Below are 15,572 nucleotides of genomic sequence, written 5' to 3'. Positions count from 1 at the left end.
GTCAGGCGGTCTCGGCCGCCAGATCGACGGCGACGGGCACCCGCGAGCGCCGAGGGCCAGCGAGGTGCCTTCCGGTGCGGGCGGCGTCGGCGGACGGTGTCCACAGGGGCGGGAGGGTGAGACTTCCGCCGCGGCTGACCTCGTCGGCCAACTCCCGCAGCAGCGCGGGATCGAGCACGGCCGGGTCGGCCGAGTCGAAAGTGAACCGCAGCGGGATGCTCGGCTCGATCCACAGCGTCGTGCGCCCGGCGGGGCTGTTCTCGTCGTGGCGCCACGTGACGGTGAAGCTCTCGCCGCGACGCAGCTTGGTGGCCATCACGACCTTGAGGTGGGCCAGCATCTCATCCTGGATGTGAATGGGTGAGGTGGCGGATCCGTAATACAACGTGCCCATGGCGCTCTCCTTTGCCTAGCGGGACCAGGTCGCGGAGAGTGTTCAAAGAGAAGGACTGCTACGAGCGATTCGGGTTGCTGCGGGGACGATGACTGAGCGTCGTCTGCGGGACCTGGTCTCTCACACTACGACGCCGCAGACTGTGCAAGAGCCGTGAAACCTCCCTGCCACGTGAGGAGTTGCTCATGTGCAGTTCAGGTCGCGGAGGCGGATGCAGCCTCGGAGGCGGCGCGCCCGCCCGGCCGTATGTGTGGCCCATGTCCTTCCTCGAGCATGCCCGCCGCCTGCGCGTAGCATCCCGCTGCCGATCTGGTTCGGGCGGGCGGAGATGAAGCTCGCCGAAGAGCTGCACGACAAGATCCTCTACGGACTGGAAGATCCAGCGTCAGCGCGTGTCCGTGTCGCCCTCTGACGCGTCGCTGTGCGCGGCGGCCTCCACCCGGATGCGGCGCCCCTCGATGATGTCCTCGCGCTCCTTCTTCGCACGCTTGTCGCTCTTGCGTGTGTCGCGGGCGGGCAGCTGGATGTCCTGCTCCGCCGCCATCCCTCCCTGCAGCTGGCGGCCACGCTCGAGTTCGGCGTCGAACTCCGCGCCGAACAGCAGGGCGAGGTTGGCGATCCAGAGCCACAGCAGGAAGACGATGACGCCGGCCAGCGACCCGTAGGTGCGGTCGTAGTTGGAGAAGTTCGCCACGTACAGGCCGAACCCGAGCGTTCCCAGCGCCAGCACGACGATCGCCAGCAGGGCGCCGACGCTGATCCAGCGGAACTTCGGCTGTTTGGCGTTCGGGGTGGCGTAGTAGAGCACCGCCACGAGGAAGACGACGATCAGCAGCAGCACCGGCCATTTGGCGATCTCCCAGGCCAGCCGCACGCCCTCGCCCACCCCGAGTGCGCCGCCCACCGCGTCGGCGACATCGCCCGACACGACCAGGCCGACCGCGACGACGGCCAGCGACACCACGGCGATGATCGTGACGATCAGCTGCATCGGCCGCAGCTTCCAGAAGGGCCGCCCTTCCTCGATCTCATAGATGCGGTTCATGGCGCGGCTGAAGGCGCCGACGTAGCCGGACGCCGACCACAGCGCCAGCAGAATGCCGGTGATCAGTGCGAGGCCGGCGCCAGGAGCCTGCGAGAGTTGCTCGATCGGACCGCTCAGCGCGTCAGCGGTGTCGCCGGGGGCGACGTCTTCGACGATTCCCAGCACCGCGTCGGCGGCGGCGCCGCTCTGACCGACGACGCCGAGCAGCGAGAAGATCGCGATGAGCGCCGGGAAGATCGCCAGCACGGCGTAGTAGGTCAGGCCCGCCGCGGCATCCACGCAGCCGTCGGCGGTGAACTCCCGCACGGTCTTGCCGAGGACGTACTTCCACGACCTCTTGCTGATCTGGGTGGGCGCGTCCGGCTTGCCGGGCTGCTCGGGGTGCGGCGGGTTGGTGCTGGTGTTCTGCTGCTGACTCATCGTCATCGTCCTCTGCCGTGCGGATCGCCCCGGGGTGGGTCATCGACAAGCCAGTATCCGAAGAAGCGGCGCCGCCGCGCAGGCGGTTGCCAAGGCCGCCGGCATGTGCTCTGCGTCGCCGGAGGCGCGCCAGGATCTAGGCTCGGATCCCATGCGCGAGTTCTTCCGGGGTATGCGGCTGCTGGTGCGGGGCTTCGCGTTCTGGTCGCGGCGCCCCGGCCTCATGGCCCTGGGCCTGCTGCCGGCCGCGATCGTGGCCGGTCTGCTGCTTGCGGGGCTGGTGACGCTCGGCACCTTCCTCCCCGACATCGCCGACTCCCTCACCCCCTTCGCCGACGCGTGGCCGGTGATGTGGGCGACGGTGGTGCGCCTCGCCGTCGGCACGGCCGTGCTCGGAGCAGCGCTCGTCGTCGCCGCGGTGTCGTTCACTGCGCTCACGCTCGTGGTCGGCGAGCCGTTCTACGACCGCATCTGGAAGGCCGCCGAGACGGAGACCGGCCACGGACGGGCCGAGGCGGACTACGGGTTCTGGCGGTCGGTGCGCGACGCGCTGGCGCTTCTCGCCCGCGGTGCCGTCATCGCGGCGCTTGCGGCGCTGCTGGGGCTCGTGCCGCTCGTCGGCGGCGCACTCGGCGCCGTCGTCGGCGTGTTGCTGACCGGATGGCTGCTGGCCGAAGAACTCACCGCACGTGCGCTCGCCGCGCGCGGGATCGGCGCAGCGGAGAGGCGGCGGCTGCTGCGGCGCAGTCGCGGCCGATCGCTCGGGTTCGGCGTGGCGACGCAGCTGTGCTTCCTCGTCCCGCTCGGTGCGGTCGCGGTCATGCCGGCCGCGGTCGTGGGCTCGACCATGCTCGCGCACTCGCTGCTCGGGGAGCGGCCCGCTCAGCCGGTGGGGGTATCCGCCCCCGGCGGCGCGGAGCCGGGGGCGGACTGAGCGTCAGACCAGGTAGCGGCCGCCGTTGACGCTGAGGGTCTGGCCAGTGACGTATCCCGCCTCGTCCGAGGCCAGGTAGGCGACTGCGTACGCGATGTCGTCGGGAGTCCCCGCGCGACCCATCATCGTCTCGCGCGCGTGCTGGTCGACGTCGACCGGCGACTCCCGCAGCATCGGGGTGTCCACGAACCCGGGCGGGACGTTGTTGACCGTGATCCCCTGGGAGGCGAACTCGACCGCGAGCGCCTTCGTGAAGCCGATGACGCCGCCCTTCGACGCCGCATAGTGCCCCATCGCCGGAGCACCGGTCTGCGCCGACGACGACGAGATGTTGACGATGCGCCCCCAGCCTGCGGTGAGCATGTCGGGCAGCAGCGACTGCGTGCAGAGGAACGGTCCCTTGAGGTTGATGCGCATGACGCGCTCCCAGGAGTCCTCGGTGATCGCGAGGAACGGCTCGAAAGCGCTGATGCCCGCATTGTTGACGAGGATGCCGACCGGACCGAGTTCTTCCCTGGTCCGCGCCGCCGCCGCTGCGACAGCCTCGGCGTCCGCGGCATCGCCGGCGCACGCGATCGCGGTTCCGCCTGCCGCTCGGATGCTGTCGGCCGTCGCTTCTGCACCCTCTGCATCGAGGTCCCACACGGCTACGGCGGCACCCTTGCCGGCCAGCACCGTCGCTATCGCGCGGCCGATACCGCGGCCGCCACCCGTGACGACGGCGACTCTTCCATCCAATGACATGATTCTCCTGACATGGTTGGGGCCAGCGGCCCCGATCGACTGTTGTCCGAAACCTATCGAGAGTAAACGGCGTTTACAAGCAGGAATCCGGCGGCACCGAACCCGAGGAGAGCGCAGACATGACCCCCACCCCCGGCGCCGACCGCTCACACGACGTCAAGCAGGCGATCCTCCGGTCGGCGCGGGAGCTGTTCACCGAGCGCGGCTTCGACAGCACGGGCATCCGTGACATCGCCGCCGACGCCGCCGTGAATCCGGCCATCGTCATCCGGCACTTCGAGTCGAAGGAGCGCCTGTTCCTCACCTCGGTGGATGCCGCGGAGTCGCTGACCCACCTTCTGAACGGACCGCTGGATCGGCTCGGCCACGAGGTGGTGCGCGTGGTCATGCAGGAGCGCGGTCGACCGGGCCAGCGGATCTTCGCGGCGACGGTGCGCGCATCGGGGCGGACGGACGTGCGTGCACACCTGGCCGGAATCGTGGCCGACATCTTCGTCGATCCGCTGAAGGCGCGCATCACACTGCCGGATGCCGAGGTGAGGGCGCACCTGTTCGCCGCCCAGCTCGTCGGAATCCTGTGCGCCCTCGAGGTCTACGACGACCGGTTCTTGCAGACGGTCGAAGCCGACCGTGTCCTGGCGCTCTACGGCGCCAGCCTGCAGCGCCTGCTGACCGGCCCCGCGACGGGGGACGCCCCAGCGACCGCCTAGGCGATCATCTGCGACAGGACAAGACCTTGCCCGGCCGCGCCGGGTGAGGGCTACTGGGGCGATGACGACCGCAGCGCGCAGAACCAGAGCAGCACATCGGGTGGTGGTGATCGGCGGCGGCAACGCCGGCCTGAGCGTCGCCGGACGCCTGCGCCGGGCGGGGGTGCGCGATGTCACCGTGATCGAACCGCGAACGACCCACGTGTTCGCCCCACTGCAGTCACACATCGCCGGCGGTCGGGCGCGGGTGGCCGACGCCGTGCGGCCGCAGCAGAAGGTCACCCCGCCGGGCGTGACCTGGGTGCAGGATGCCGCCACCGGGATCGATCCCGACCGGCGCATCGTGACCGTGACATCGGGCGCGCAGATGCCGTACGACGACCTCGTCATCTGCCCCGGCATCCGCATGCGCTGGGACGCCGTGCCCGGCCTCGCCGAGGCGATGTCGACCGAGGCAGGGGTGTCGAACTACGATCTCGACCTGGCCCGCAAGGCGTCGCCGGCATTGCGCGATGTCACGGGAGGCACGGTGGTCTTCGTGCAGTCGCCCAGCCCGGCATCCTGCGCCGCAGCCGCGCAGAAGCCGATGTACCTCGCGTGCGACTGGTGGCGGGCGCGCGGCGTGCTCCCCGGCATCCGCGTCGTCTTCGTCACTCCGGAGCCGGCGCTCTTCCACGTGGCCGAGGTCGATGCCGAGCTGCGGCGCAAGGTCGCCGAGTACGGCATCGAGGTGCGCCGCGCCACCGAACTGCGGGCGGTGGATGCCGACGCCCGCACCATCACCCTCGGCCGCGAGGGCGGCGAGGAGGCGCTGGCCTACGATCTGCTGCACGCCGAGCCGCCGCAGGCGCCGGCCGAGTGGCTCGCCTCCTCCGGGCTCACCGATGCGCGGGGCTACGTCGAGATCGACCCGGAGACGCTGCGCCACCGCCGGGTGCCGTCGGTGTGGTCGCTCGGGGACGTCGCCGAGACGCAGACGCCGCGTTCAGGAGGCGCGATCCGCACGCAAAGCAAGGTGCTGGTGCAGAACCTGCTCGCCGCCCTCGACGGCGAGGCACCCGCGGCGCGTTACGACGGGTACTCGGTGTGCCCGTTCACCGTCTCGCGGCACACCGTGGTCTTCGCCGAGTTCGACCGGCTCGGGCGCCCGGAGCCGACGCTGCCGTGGTGGAAGGGGTCGATGCGCGAGAATCGGCTGACCTGGATCATGGACCGCTACGTGCTGCCGTGGGTCTATTGGCACATGATCCTCAAGGGACGCGCGTGACGGGAGGAGACCGGGCACGCGCGGGGCGCGACCGGCGCTGCTACGGCCGGAGATAGGACGCGCCGTTGGCGTCGAGGATCGTCCCCGACGACCAGGCCGCCTCGGGCGAGGCGAGCCAGAAGACCGCCGCGGCGATCTCCTCCGGCGTGCCGACCCGGCCGAATGGGCTCTGGGCTCTCAGCGCGTCGCCCTCGGCGCCGTCGAGCTTCGACAGCTGGCGCGGCGTCGCGACGAACCCGGGCGCGACGGAGGTGACGGAGATGCCGTGGGGGGCCAGAGCCACCGCGAGCGACTGACCGAGGGCGTGGAGGCCGGCTTTGCTGGCCGCGTATGCGGGGAAGTCGGGTTCGCCGCGGAACGCGCCGCGCGACCCGACGTTGACGATGGCGCCGGGTGCACCGCGACCGATGAGGTGGTCGGCGAACGCCCACGCGAGATTCGCGGCACCCACCAGGTTGACGCTCACCATCTGCTGGAAGACGGCGTTCCAGTCCTCATAGGAGGTCTCGCCGATCACATGCCGGCGGGAGGCGACCGGAGCGACGGCCGCGTTGCAGACGAGCACGTCAAGCGGTCCGACCGCCTCGAGCGCCGACTCGACGGTGCGCAGTCCCCCCTCTGCAGCTCCCAGGTCGCCGGTCACGATCGCGTGCCCGGTGCCGTCGAGGGAGCGAAGGGTCTCCTCCGCGCCGGCCCGGTCGGTGGCGTAATGCACGGCGACGCGGGAGCCCGCGGCGGCGAACCGTCGCGCCACGGCGGCACCGATGCCCCCGGAGGCTCCCGTGACGAGGATCGTGTTCATGACACCTCACCTCCGACGGTGCTCTGACGAGCGCCGGGCCCGGGCCTCGCTGCCGAGAAGGGCGAGAGGCGAGAAGAAATGGCGGAGACGGAGGAATCGAACCTCGGCCCCCTCAGGGGACCCCACCCTAGCAGGGTGGTGCACGAGGCCTGACTGGGGATGCTCGCGTGCGCGATGCTCACTCTCCGGGACGGAACTCGCGGCACCGCGCGCAGTTCCGTCCCGGAGGGCGACTCACGCCCGGCGCACGGCGCCGCGGCGCCGCACGATCAGCAGCGCGGCACCCGCGAGTGCGAGCAGCAGAGCGGTGGCGCCGAGCCACAGCGACGGCGTGCCCCCGGTCGCAGGCAGCGGCTGCGCGGACACGGACGTCGTCGCCGACGCGCTCAGCCGCGCGTCCGGCGTCTGCTCGGTGGGCGAGTCGACCACGGCCGTGTTGACCACCTCGGGGAACGCGGCGACGCCGATCGCGACGCTCACGCGCGCGGTCGCGGATGCTCCGACCGCGAGCGGCCCGTTCACCGTGCACGTCACCGTCCCGGACGCGTCGGCGCACGTCATGCCGTGCCCGGTCACGCCACGGACGTCGAGGCCCGCGGGCAGGTCGTCGGTGATGACCACCGGACCCGGATCCTCGGTGGGACCGCGGTTGGTGAGCGTGACCGTATAGCTGCCCGTCCCCCCGACCTCGAACGCGCCGTGCGCGAGCTTCTCGAGCACCAGGGCGGCCTGCGCGGGCACATCGACGGGGTCTTCGGCGATGTTGTCGGAGGGGTCCCGATCGGGCTGCGCGCCGCTCACCTGCGCGACGTTGACGACAGCGGGATACGCAGCGGCGTGCACGCGCGCGGCCACCTCGAGCACCGGAGCGGACGCACCCGGCGCGAGGGCCGTCGCGAGCGCAGCGGTGAGCACCGTCGTGCCGTCGGCCGCGGGCACCGCGGTGACGGACCACTCCGGGGCCGTCGCGCCCGCGTCGAGGTACTCCAGGCCCGCCGGCAGCGTGTCGACGACCTCGATGCCGGTCGCGACGGACGGCCCGTCGTTGCGCACGACGAGACCGAACGTGAGCGCATCGCCGATCCGCACGGATGCCGGGTCGTGCGTCTTCGTGATCGACAGGTCGGTCGCGTGCGTGACCTCGACGAGCGCGTCGTCGGTGTCGTTCGCGGGCTCGGGATCCGGCGTCGCCGACGACACGCTCGCGACGTTGACGGCGGGACCGGTCGGCATTCCCGGATCCAGCGAAACATGGATCACGAGGGCGCTCGCGTGTGCGCCGGCAGGCAGCCCGCCCGCGTGCACGCACTCGACGAGGCGGGGTGCACCGGCGTCCGCGGCACACGTCCACGCGGCGCCGCCGTCCGCGACCGCGATGAACGTCATGCCCGCGGGCAGCGTGTCGGTGATGCGCAGCGGCCCCACGGCATCGGATGCGCCCTCGTTCGTGACCTCGAGCAGGTAGCGCACGGTCGCCCCCGCGTCCGCGGTCGTGCGCGGCACAAGCGCGTCGTCTACGGCCGTCTTCGTGAGGGCGAGATCCGCGAGCGCGTTCACGCGCACCGTCTCGTCGTCGGTAGCCGGGCCGTCCGGGTCGGGCGTCGAGCTCGTGACGGTCACGGTGTTCGTGAGGTCGGTCGCGTCCGCGACGGCGGATGCGACGCGCGCGGTCACGGCGATGTCGAACGTGCCGACGGGCAGGATCGCACGGACGCACGTCGCGCTCGCGACGTCGCACGTGAAGCCCGCCCCGCTCAGTGCGGTCACGGTCATGCCGGACGGCACGGCGTCGATCACGGCGACGTCGCGCGCGACCGAGGGGCCCGCGTTCGTGACGCGCAGCGTGAACGCGACGTCGGTGCCGGCGACGTGCGATCCGGCCGCGGCGGTCTTGACGACCGAGAGGTCGGCCGAGGTCGTGACGATCGTGGGGTCGTGCGCGACGTCGTCACTGGGATCCGTGTCGTGCGGACCGTCTACGGTCGCGACATTCGTGTACGTGCCGGCGGTCACGTCTGCGTCGACATCGGCCGTGAACGCGACGGTCACGGTGCTGCCCACGGCGAAGGTGGATGCGGCGGTGCCGATCGTCCACGTCAGCACGCCGTCCCGCGCCGTCGGTTCGAGCGCGGCAGCCGCGCCACCGTCGACCCGCACGGTCGCGGAGCCCGCGGCGTACGCGAACCCTGCGGGCAGCGTGTCGGTGACCACGAGCGGCCCGGAGGCGTCGGAAGGCCCGTGGTTGGTGACGGTGAGCGTGTACGGCATGCTCTCGCCGGCCACGGCGTCCCCCGTGTGCGTCTTCGCGATCGACAGGTTCGCAAAGCGCGCCGCGCCGTGTCCGTCGTCGTCGCTCGCGTCGGGTGCGTTCTCCGCGCCGGCCACGACGGCGTTCACCACGTCGCCGGTGTGGCCCGCCGCGAGATCGAACGTGAGCCGCAACGCGGCGGTCGCACCCGGGACGAGGGCACCCGCGAGTGCGAAGGCCTGGTCGTCGCCCGCGGTCGCGGTGGTCGACGTGCGCGTCCAGCTTCCCTCGACGCTCACGAACGACGCGTACGTGAGATAGTCCGCGACGGCGTCGGTGACGCTCACGCCGCGCGCATCCGCGGTTCCCGTGTTCGCGACGGCGACGAGGTACGACACAGGTGCACCGGCGACCGGCGCGTCGTCGGCGGTCGCGTCACGCCACGTCCCGCCCTCGAGCACCTGCCGCGTCTTGCTGACCCCGATCGTCGTGTCCGTCGCCGGCATCGTCGTGGTCGTGCTCGTGTTGTTGGCCAGCACGGGGTCGTCGGTCGCACCCGGAGTGACGGTCGCGGTGTTCGCGATCGTGGTGCCCGGCGCGAGCGACGGCGACACAGTACCGGTCAGCGTGAACGTCACGGCCGCACCGCTCACGAGCCGTGCGCCGTCCGCGAGCGTGAGCGTGAGCTCATCGCCGGCGTCCAGAGCCGCCGCGGTGTTCGCGCTCCATCCCGCCGGCAACGCGCCGAGCACCACGCCCTCGATCCCCGCGGGAATCGTGTCGGCGACGGTGATCGGCTTCGCGGTCGTGCTCACCGAGTCGCTGGGCCCGGAGTTGGTGACGGTGATCGTCCACGTGAGCGCATCGCCCGCGTTGGGGGGCGTGGCCGGTCCGGTCTTGCCCACGGCGAGGTCGGCGGATGCCGTGACCGGCACCTCGGCGGAGTCGGTGTTGTCGTCCGCATCCGGGTCGAACGTGCGCGCCGTGACGGTCGCGCTGTTCGAAACGGGCGCGTCGGCGAGGTCGAAGCTCGAGGCCGCGGCGGCGGTGATCGACAGCGCCGGGAACGCCGCGTCCTTCGCGAGCGTCTCGGTGGCGTCGCTGCGCGTGCACGTGACGCCGACGGCGGTCGGCGCGTCGCACGTCCAGCCGTCGCCCGCGACACCGGTCACGGTGAACCCGTCCGGCAGCGTGCCCCACTCGTCGGTCACGGTGAACGGTCCGACCGCGGTGTCGGGTCCGGTGTTGCGCACCGTGATCGTCCACGCGACGGCGGGCGCGGCGCCCGCGACCAGGCCCGGGCCCGCGACCTTGTCGAGGCGCAGGTCGGCGGCGTGCAGGTACGCGTCGGCGGTGTCGTCGGCGGCCGTGTACGGACCATCGGCGTTGCCGGTCGCGCCGGTGGGGTCGGTCGTCGTCGCCGAGAGGGTGTTGGTGTGCGGCACGCGCACGCCCGAGTCGGTCGTGGCGCCCGCGGCGGTGAGCGCGGCGACCGCGGGGGTCGCCGTGAACCCGATCACGATCGTGCGTGCGGCCTCGTACGCGCCGCTCGCGGTTCCGGGCAGCGCGGGCGCGGCGGCGGAAATCGCGGCGGCGTTCCAGACGAGCGTCTGCACGTCGCCTGCCGCGGCGACGCTCGGGTCGGCGAGCGCGCGCGGCGCGTCCGTGCCGACGCGGATCGTCGCGGATCCCATGTCGTAGCTCCAGTGCTGCGGCAGCACGTCGGTCACCGCGATCGTGGTCGCGTCGCCGTCGCCGGTGTTGCGCAAGGTCAGCGTCCACGCGAACGGCTCGCCGGCGTACGCAGTCGTGCCATTGGCGGCGGTCTTGTGGAGCACGACGTGCGGGAACGCGGGGTCGACGATCGCGGTGTCCTGCACGTCGGCGGGCGTGAGCGCACGGCCGCCGTCCGGGAAGGACTCCACACTCGTGACGCGTGCGGTGTTCTCGAACTCGTCATCGTCACCGATGGTCGCGGACGCCGCGAGGACCGCGTCGTATGTGAGCGTGATCGCGGTCGGCGACGCGGACGAGGCCGACGGATGCAGCGGGCCGGGCAGGTCCGCGGCATCCCACGTGATGACCCCGCCACCGGTCGCGGTCGCGCCGGAGAGCGCGCCACCCGTCGAGATCGACGCGGGGTCGACGACGACGCCGTCGGGCACCGTGTCGGTCACGATGAGGCGGTACCCGGGGGTCGCGCCGGCGTTCGTGACCTCGAGCGTGTATGTGAAGCGCTGCCCGGGTGCGGGGGTCGTGTCGTCCACGGTCTTGGTGATCGCGGGGCGCGGGTCGAGCACGGTGACGGTCGCCGTGTCGTCGACCGGCGTCCGCGTGGACTCGTCGCCCGCGGCCGTCGTCCACGACAGCGCCGCGGTGTTCGGCAGCGACGCGATCGAGTTCGCGATGTCGTCGGAGAGCAGCACGCGGTAACGCAGCGTGAGCGTCCGGTCGACGCCCGCCGACGGAATGTCGCCGTACGCCCACGTCCACGTGTTCGTCGCGGCGTCGTGCGTGCGCGTCCACGCTCCGGGAAGCGCCAGCGGTGCCACGGCCGGTCCGGAGATCGACGACTCGATGAGCTGCGCGCCGGCGGGCAGGTCGTCCTGGATGCGCGCGCCGTAGTAGTTGATGTCGGCGTGCAGCGTCGCGACGATCTCGTACTCGACGGTCTGGCCGATGGGCGCGCTCGCGCTTTCCGCGAACGCGGCCGTCGTGCCGGCGATGCGCACACCCTTGGCGAGATCGGCGGTGACCGCCGTCACGGTCGCGTCGTCGTCGGCGGCGCGTTCGCCACGGCGGTCGTCCGCGTCCGGGGCGAGGGTCGCGGGCAGCGTATAGCCGCGCACGTCGGCGACGTTGGTGAACGCGCCGCCCGCACCCGTGCTCGGGTCGATGCGCGCGCTGTACGTGATCGTCGCGGTCGGCGACAGCGTCGCCAGATGCCACACGATGTCGCCGCCCACGCCCGTGCTCACGCCGGCATCCACCGACACCGGCTGCGGCGTGATCCCTGCGACGTCCACGCGCAGGCCCGCGGGAACCGTGTCGGTCACAACGTTGTCGTAGCTGTGCACGCGGCCGGACGCGTTGCCGACCGTGAGCGTGTACGTGATGACGTCGCTGCTGCTCACGTCGGTCGTCTTCGACGCGGTCTTGTCGATCTCCGGCGCCGGCTCGCGGTACGTCACGCGTGCGTCGTCCGTGCCGTTCCACGACGCCGAGGTGAACGACGCGCGGTTGCTCAGCGTCGTGCCGTTCGCGCCCGCGTCCCCCACGTAACCTGTCAGGGTCACCGTGAACACCTGGTCGACGGCCGAGCTGTTCGTGTAGGTCGTCGGGAAGGTCAGCACCCCGCGCTGGGTGCCGGCCGGCGGCGTCTCGGCGAACGTGAAGTCGGATGCCGTCGCACCCGTGAGCGCGGAGGCCGCCCACGATCCGCCCGTCACGATGAACGGCACGGCGCCGGGAGTGAGGGTGCCCCGATCGGCGAGGACACCGTCGCGCACGGACGTGCCGGCGGGAACGGTGACCGCATAGCTGAACGTCATGATCTCGCCCTGCACGACGTCGGCGGGGCCGTCCGCAGGGTCGCGGTCGGCGGTCGCGGGACTGATCTCGGAGCCGACGAGGTCTTTGCGCACGGCCGCGGGCGGTGTGTGCACCGCGGAGTCGTCGCGCGTGCCCGCGCCCGGCACGGTGACCACCGGATCGCGCGGCGTCTCATCGAGGGAACCCGTCGGGTACACGGTCGCGGTGCCGCCGGTGTTCAGCGGAAGGTCGTATCGCGGGATCGCGGCGGTGTTGGGCAGCGTCGTGTTCACGAGCGTGCCGTCGGGCACCGTGATCTCGTACATGAGCGTGCGCTCTGCTCCCGCCGCGAGGCCGATGCCGTCCCACACGATCACCGAGCGGTCGGCGAGCGCGGCCGGGAGTGACGTGGGATAGCCGGGGGCACCGGGATCGAGCACCGTGCCGTGCGCCCAGCTCGGGTCGACGTCCACGTCCACGTCCACGTCCACGGCGCGTACGCCGGGAGGCAGCGCATCCCACACGTGCAGGTCGGTGACCGCATTCGTGCCGCCGGTGAGGTCGATGCGGTAGCGCACGATCTCACCCTGGCGCACGTGGATGCCGTCGCGGTTCGACGCGAACGTGTCGCCGTCACCGTCGCGCTGCGTGCGCGCCGTGCGGCGGGGGTCGCCGTCGACCGAGTGGACGCCCTTGATCAGCGCGGGACCGCGCCCGGTCGCGATCACAGCTTCGTCGCGCAGGAAGAAGACGTCGCCGTGCACGTTCTCCTGGCGGTACTTCATGAGATTCGCGGGCTTGTCGAGGTCGGCCGCATCGTTGGGGGTCCACGACGTGACGGCGCCCAGTACGTGCAGCACGAGCGTGGAGCCGAGCGGCACGAAGCGAGCGCCGTCGGCGCCCTCGGTGCCCACGCGCCAGTCGACGCGCTGACCGTCGCGCGACGGCGCCGACACCTCGAGCCCGGGCGTCGTACCGGCCGCGACCGCGGAATCGACGTACGCGACGCCCGCGGGGAGGAAGTCGGTCACGCGCGCGTTGCGCACGTCCAGCTGGTTCGCGAAGCGGACGGTCAGCTCGTAGCAGACCACGTCACCGGGCACGAAGGGCACGTGGGTGGGGCCCGTCACGTCGTCCGCCCATGCGGCGTTCGTGGCATCCACCGGGCACGCGGTCGCGGCGGTCGGCGCCGCGGGTGCGGTTTCGATGACCGCGTCGCGCGCGAGGACGCGCTTGCCGATCGCGGAGAACTGGGAGCCGAGCGATGCGGACGAGTCGTCCCACACGTCCTGCTCCCCGAAGGCCGGCGCGCCCGCGACTGAGGCGACACCGTCGAGCGCGTCGATGGAGAGCGTGACGCCTTCGATCTCGACCTCGTTGACGAGCCGATCGCCCGAGGTCGTGCTGCCCACGAACGGATGGTGGTCGGTGTACGACGGACGCATGAGCGCGGTGTAGACGATCTGGTGCGTCTGCTTCGCCGCGAGGGCGTCGGGATCCGGCTCGAACGTCACCGTGAATTCGCCCAAGCCCTGGTCGTAGGAGATGCCGGCGACGTCGGCCCCCGTGACCTGTGCGCCGGGCGCGGTGGACGGATGCGCGCAGTGTCCCGGCCACGGGTCGCCGGTCAGTACGGCGGTCGACGCGGGCAGCGCGGGGCACAGACCGTTCGGCAGGACGTCGGTGATCCGCATCCGGTCGGCGCCCGCGTATTCGCTCGTCGCCAGGTCAAGCGTGAAGGTCGCGAGTTCGCCCGTGACGAAGTCGGTGCCGGCGCTCGTCGCGACGGACTTCAGGATGCGCAGGTCCATCGCGATGATGCGCTCGGTGTCGCTGTCGCTCGCCGGCACCGGCGCGGATGCGGGAGTCGCTGACGTGTAGGTGCCGCTCACGGTCGCCGCGTTGCGGAACTGCCGCCCGTCGTCGTGACCCGAGCCGAGGCCGTGACGCGTCGACGCGCCGGTGTTGTTGTTGAGATTCGCGGCCTGCGCGACCGTCTGCGCATCGGGCGTCGCGTCGCCGACGGCCGTCGTGAACGTCATCGTGTTCTCGAACAGCGGCACCGCGGCGCGGTAGCGCAGGGTGGTGACGCCCGGCGTTCCCGCGGTGTCCGGGAACGCCTGCGCGGTCGCACCCGACAGCGCGGGCAGCTCCCATGTGACCTTCGTATAGACGCCCGCAGGCAGGCCGGCAGGCAGGTCGGAGTCGACCGTCTCGACGCGCACCGGCTGCACGCAGTCGGCGGGCGCCGTCGAGGTGATCGGGCCGGCGCCGGGGTATTCGCGCGTGCCACCGAGCGCACCGACGCCGTCATACAGTAGCGGGGAGGCCTGCGTGTTGTCGGTGTCGGCGCACGCGAGGAACTCCAGGCCCGCCGGCAGGTAGTCGACGACGACGACGTCGTCGGTCGTGCCCTGCGGCGTGTTCTCGATCGTGACGGTGTACGTCGTGTGGTTGTCGTGCACGCCGCGCAGGAGTTCTTCCTCGGGGCTCGGCTCGTGCTTCGTGAGGCGCAGTGCCTGCACCGGCACGCTCTGCACGTCCGTGCCCGAAGAGGAGTGCCGCAGCGCCTCGGCGCCGCCCACACCGGTCGACCCGTCGAACATCGGGCGCAACGGGGCAGCCGACGACACGTGCCCGGCGACGGCGAAGTCGGGGGATGCACCCACGGGGAACACGGCGGCGTCGGGCCGCACGATGATGCTCGCGTCGTACGTCGCGCCACCGGGGAGGTCGGCGACGTCCTCGAACACCCACAGCTGCATGCCCGCCGGGACGGCCGCTGCGGGCGGGGTCTTGGCGCTGTTGGGCAGCGTCTCCCCCGGCCCGTAGCGCACGGGGGTCCCCAGACCGCTCGAGACGAAAGCGATGCCCTCGGGCAGCGCGAGCGAGAACGCGATGTTGAATCCGTCGGCGGGCGCGCTGTTGGTCAGCGACACGTCGAGCACGGCGTCCTCACCCGCGAGGATGAACGGCTTGGCGTCGGCGTCGCCGTGCGCGCCGCCCGTGTCGCGCAGCGCGATGCCGGCTGTGGGGGCCGGCAGGGCGGCCGCCGACGCGCTGGTCACGGTCAGCGCACCCGCGCCGACGGCGCCGAGCGCGAGCGCGGGAGCCAGGACGAACGCGACCACGCGCGAACGGATGCGGCGACGGGCGACGCGCCGGGATCGGCGCGTATCGGCGACACGGGTTTCGGGCATGGTTCCCCCCTGGTTCCACGGACGCGCGTGCGCACGCGCGCCCGTCGGTCCTTCGGGTGGACGCTGAGGGGACGCAGTGCAAGCACAGCTGCGGGGCGGCTCGCGCCGCATGCACCACTCTTCTTCACGCGACTCGGCGCGCCCGGCTGTTTGCGGGCGATTTCACCCGCCGGTTCACCCGTGCCGCCTCCGCGGCGGGGATCGGGGCGGGCCGCGGGTATCCTGGACAGTGATCCGCGGGGCTGGGACTGGCGACGCGACCCCGCGCACCCACCCG

General features: G+C 72.0%; 8 protein-coding genes. 3 read left to right on the top strand and 5 right to left on the bottom strand.

Features of this window, described 5'->3' with window-relative positions; genetic code table 11:
• Position 1: 1 nt before the first annotated feature.
• Together QNO26_RS01985 and QNO26_RS01980 are read right to left on the bottom strand one after the other, a co-directional pair.
• Positions 2-394: a DUF7882 family protein gene (locus QNO26_RS01985; RefSeq protein ID WP_257526299.1), complete on the bottom strand. Its 393-nt coding sequence runs from the start codon at positions 392-394 to the stop codon at positions 2-4.
• A gap of 385 nt (positions 395-779) precedes the next feature.
• Positions 780-1,865: a YihY/virulence factor BrkB family protein gene (locus QNO26_RS01980; RefSeq protein ID WP_374679342.1), complete on the bottom strand. Its 1,086-nt coding sequence runs from the start codon at positions 1,863-1,865 to the stop codon at positions 780-782.
• Between the two features lie 145 nt (positions 1,866-2,010).
• Here QNO26_RS01980 and QNO26_RS01975 point away from each other — a divergent pair, with 145 nt between their 5' ends.
• Entirely contained in the window at positions 2,011-2,793 is a 783-nt protein-coding gene (locus QNO26_RS01975) for an EI24 domain-containing protein (protein ID WP_257526301.1), read from the top strand.
• A 3-nt stretch (positions 2,794-2,796) separates the two neighbouring features.
• On the opposite strand, the gene QNO26_RS01970 is transcribed toward QNO26_RS01975, so the two are convergent.
• Positions 2,797-3,531 carry an SDR family NAD(P)-dependent oxidoreductase gene (locus QNO26_RS01970; RefSeq protein WP_257526302.1) on the bottom strand — a complete coding sequence of 245 codons (735 nt, stop codon included), beginning with the start codon at positions 3,529-3,531 and terminating at the stop codon, positions 2,797-2,799.
• Positions 3,532-3,656: 125 nt separating this feature from the next.
• Between QNO26_RS01970 and QNO26_RS01965 the strand changes: the two genes are divergently transcribed.
• Together QNO26_RS01965 and QNO26_RS01960 are read left to right on the top strand one after the other, a co-directional pair.
• Entirely contained in the window at positions 3,657-4,247 is a 591-nt protein-coding gene (locus QNO26_RS01965; protein WP_257526303.1) for a TetR/AcrR family transcriptional regulator, read from the top strand.
• 61 nt (positions 4,248-4,308) lie between these two features.
• A complete protein-coding gene (locus QNO26_RS01960; protein ID WP_257526304.1) occupies positions 4,309-5,514 on the top strand; it encodes an NAD(P)/FAD-dependent oxidoreductase in 1,206 nt (401 codons plus the stop codon).
• A gap of 40 nt (positions 5,515-5,554) precedes the next feature.
• On the opposite strand, the gene QNO26_RS01955 is transcribed toward QNO26_RS01960, so the two are convergent.
• Both QNO26_RS01955 and QNO26_RS01950 read right to left on the bottom strand, forming a co-directional pair.
• Positions 5,555-6,316: an SDR family NAD(P)-dependent oxidoreductase gene (locus QNO26_RS01955; protein WP_257526305.1), complete on the bottom strand. Its 762-nt coding sequence runs from the start codon at positions 6,314-6,316 to the stop codon at positions 5,555-5,557.
• Between the two features lie 234 nt (positions 6,317-6,550).
• A complete protein-coding gene (locus QNO26_RS01950) occupies positions 6,551-15,295 on the bottom strand; it encodes an isopeptide-forming domain-containing fimbrial protein (protein ID WP_257526306.1) in 8,745 nt (2,914 codons plus the stop codon).
• Positions 15,296-15,572: the final 277 nt, after the last annotated feature.

It is taken from the genome of Microbacterium sp. zg-Y1090 (genome assembly GCF_030246945.1).
Classification (GTDB): Bacteria; Actinomycetota; Actinomycetes; order Actinomycetales; family Microbacteriaceae; genus Microbacterium; species Microbacterium wangruii.
The sequence above is the reverse complement of the archived record's forward strand: the minus strand, read 5'-3'. Positions and strand labels throughout refer to the sequence as shown.

Bases quoted from the DNA above. Each gene is read 5' to 3' on its own strand.
- QNO26_RS01950 (WP_257526306.1), bottom strand. From the start codon at position 15,295: ATGCCCGAAACCCGTGTCGCCGATACGCGCCGATCCCGGCGCGTCGCC.
- QNO26_RS01965 (WP_257526303.1), top strand. From the start codon at position 3,657: ATGACCCCCACCCCCGGCGCCGACCGCTCACACGACGTCAAGCAGGCG.
- QNO26_RS01955 (WP_257526305.1), bottom strand. From the start codon at position 6,316: ATGAACACGATCCTCGTCACGGGAGCCTCCGGGGGCATCGGTGCCGCC.
- QNO26_RS01985 (WP_257526299.1), bottom strand. From the start codon at position 394: ATGGGCACGTTGTATTACGGATCCGCCACCTCACCCATTCACATCCAG.
- QNO26_RS01975 (WP_257526301.1), top strand. From the start codon at position 2,011: ATGCGCGAGTTCTTCCGGGGTATGCGGCTGCTGGTGCGGGGCTTCGCG.
- QNO26_RS01980 (WP_374679342.1), bottom strand. From the start codon at position 1,865: ATGACGATGAGTCAGCAGCAGAACACCAGCACCAACCCGCCGCACCCC.
- QNO26_RS01960 (WP_257526304.1), top strand. From the start codon at position 4,309: ATGACGACCGCAGCGCGCAGAACCAGAGCAGCACATCGGGTGGTGGTG.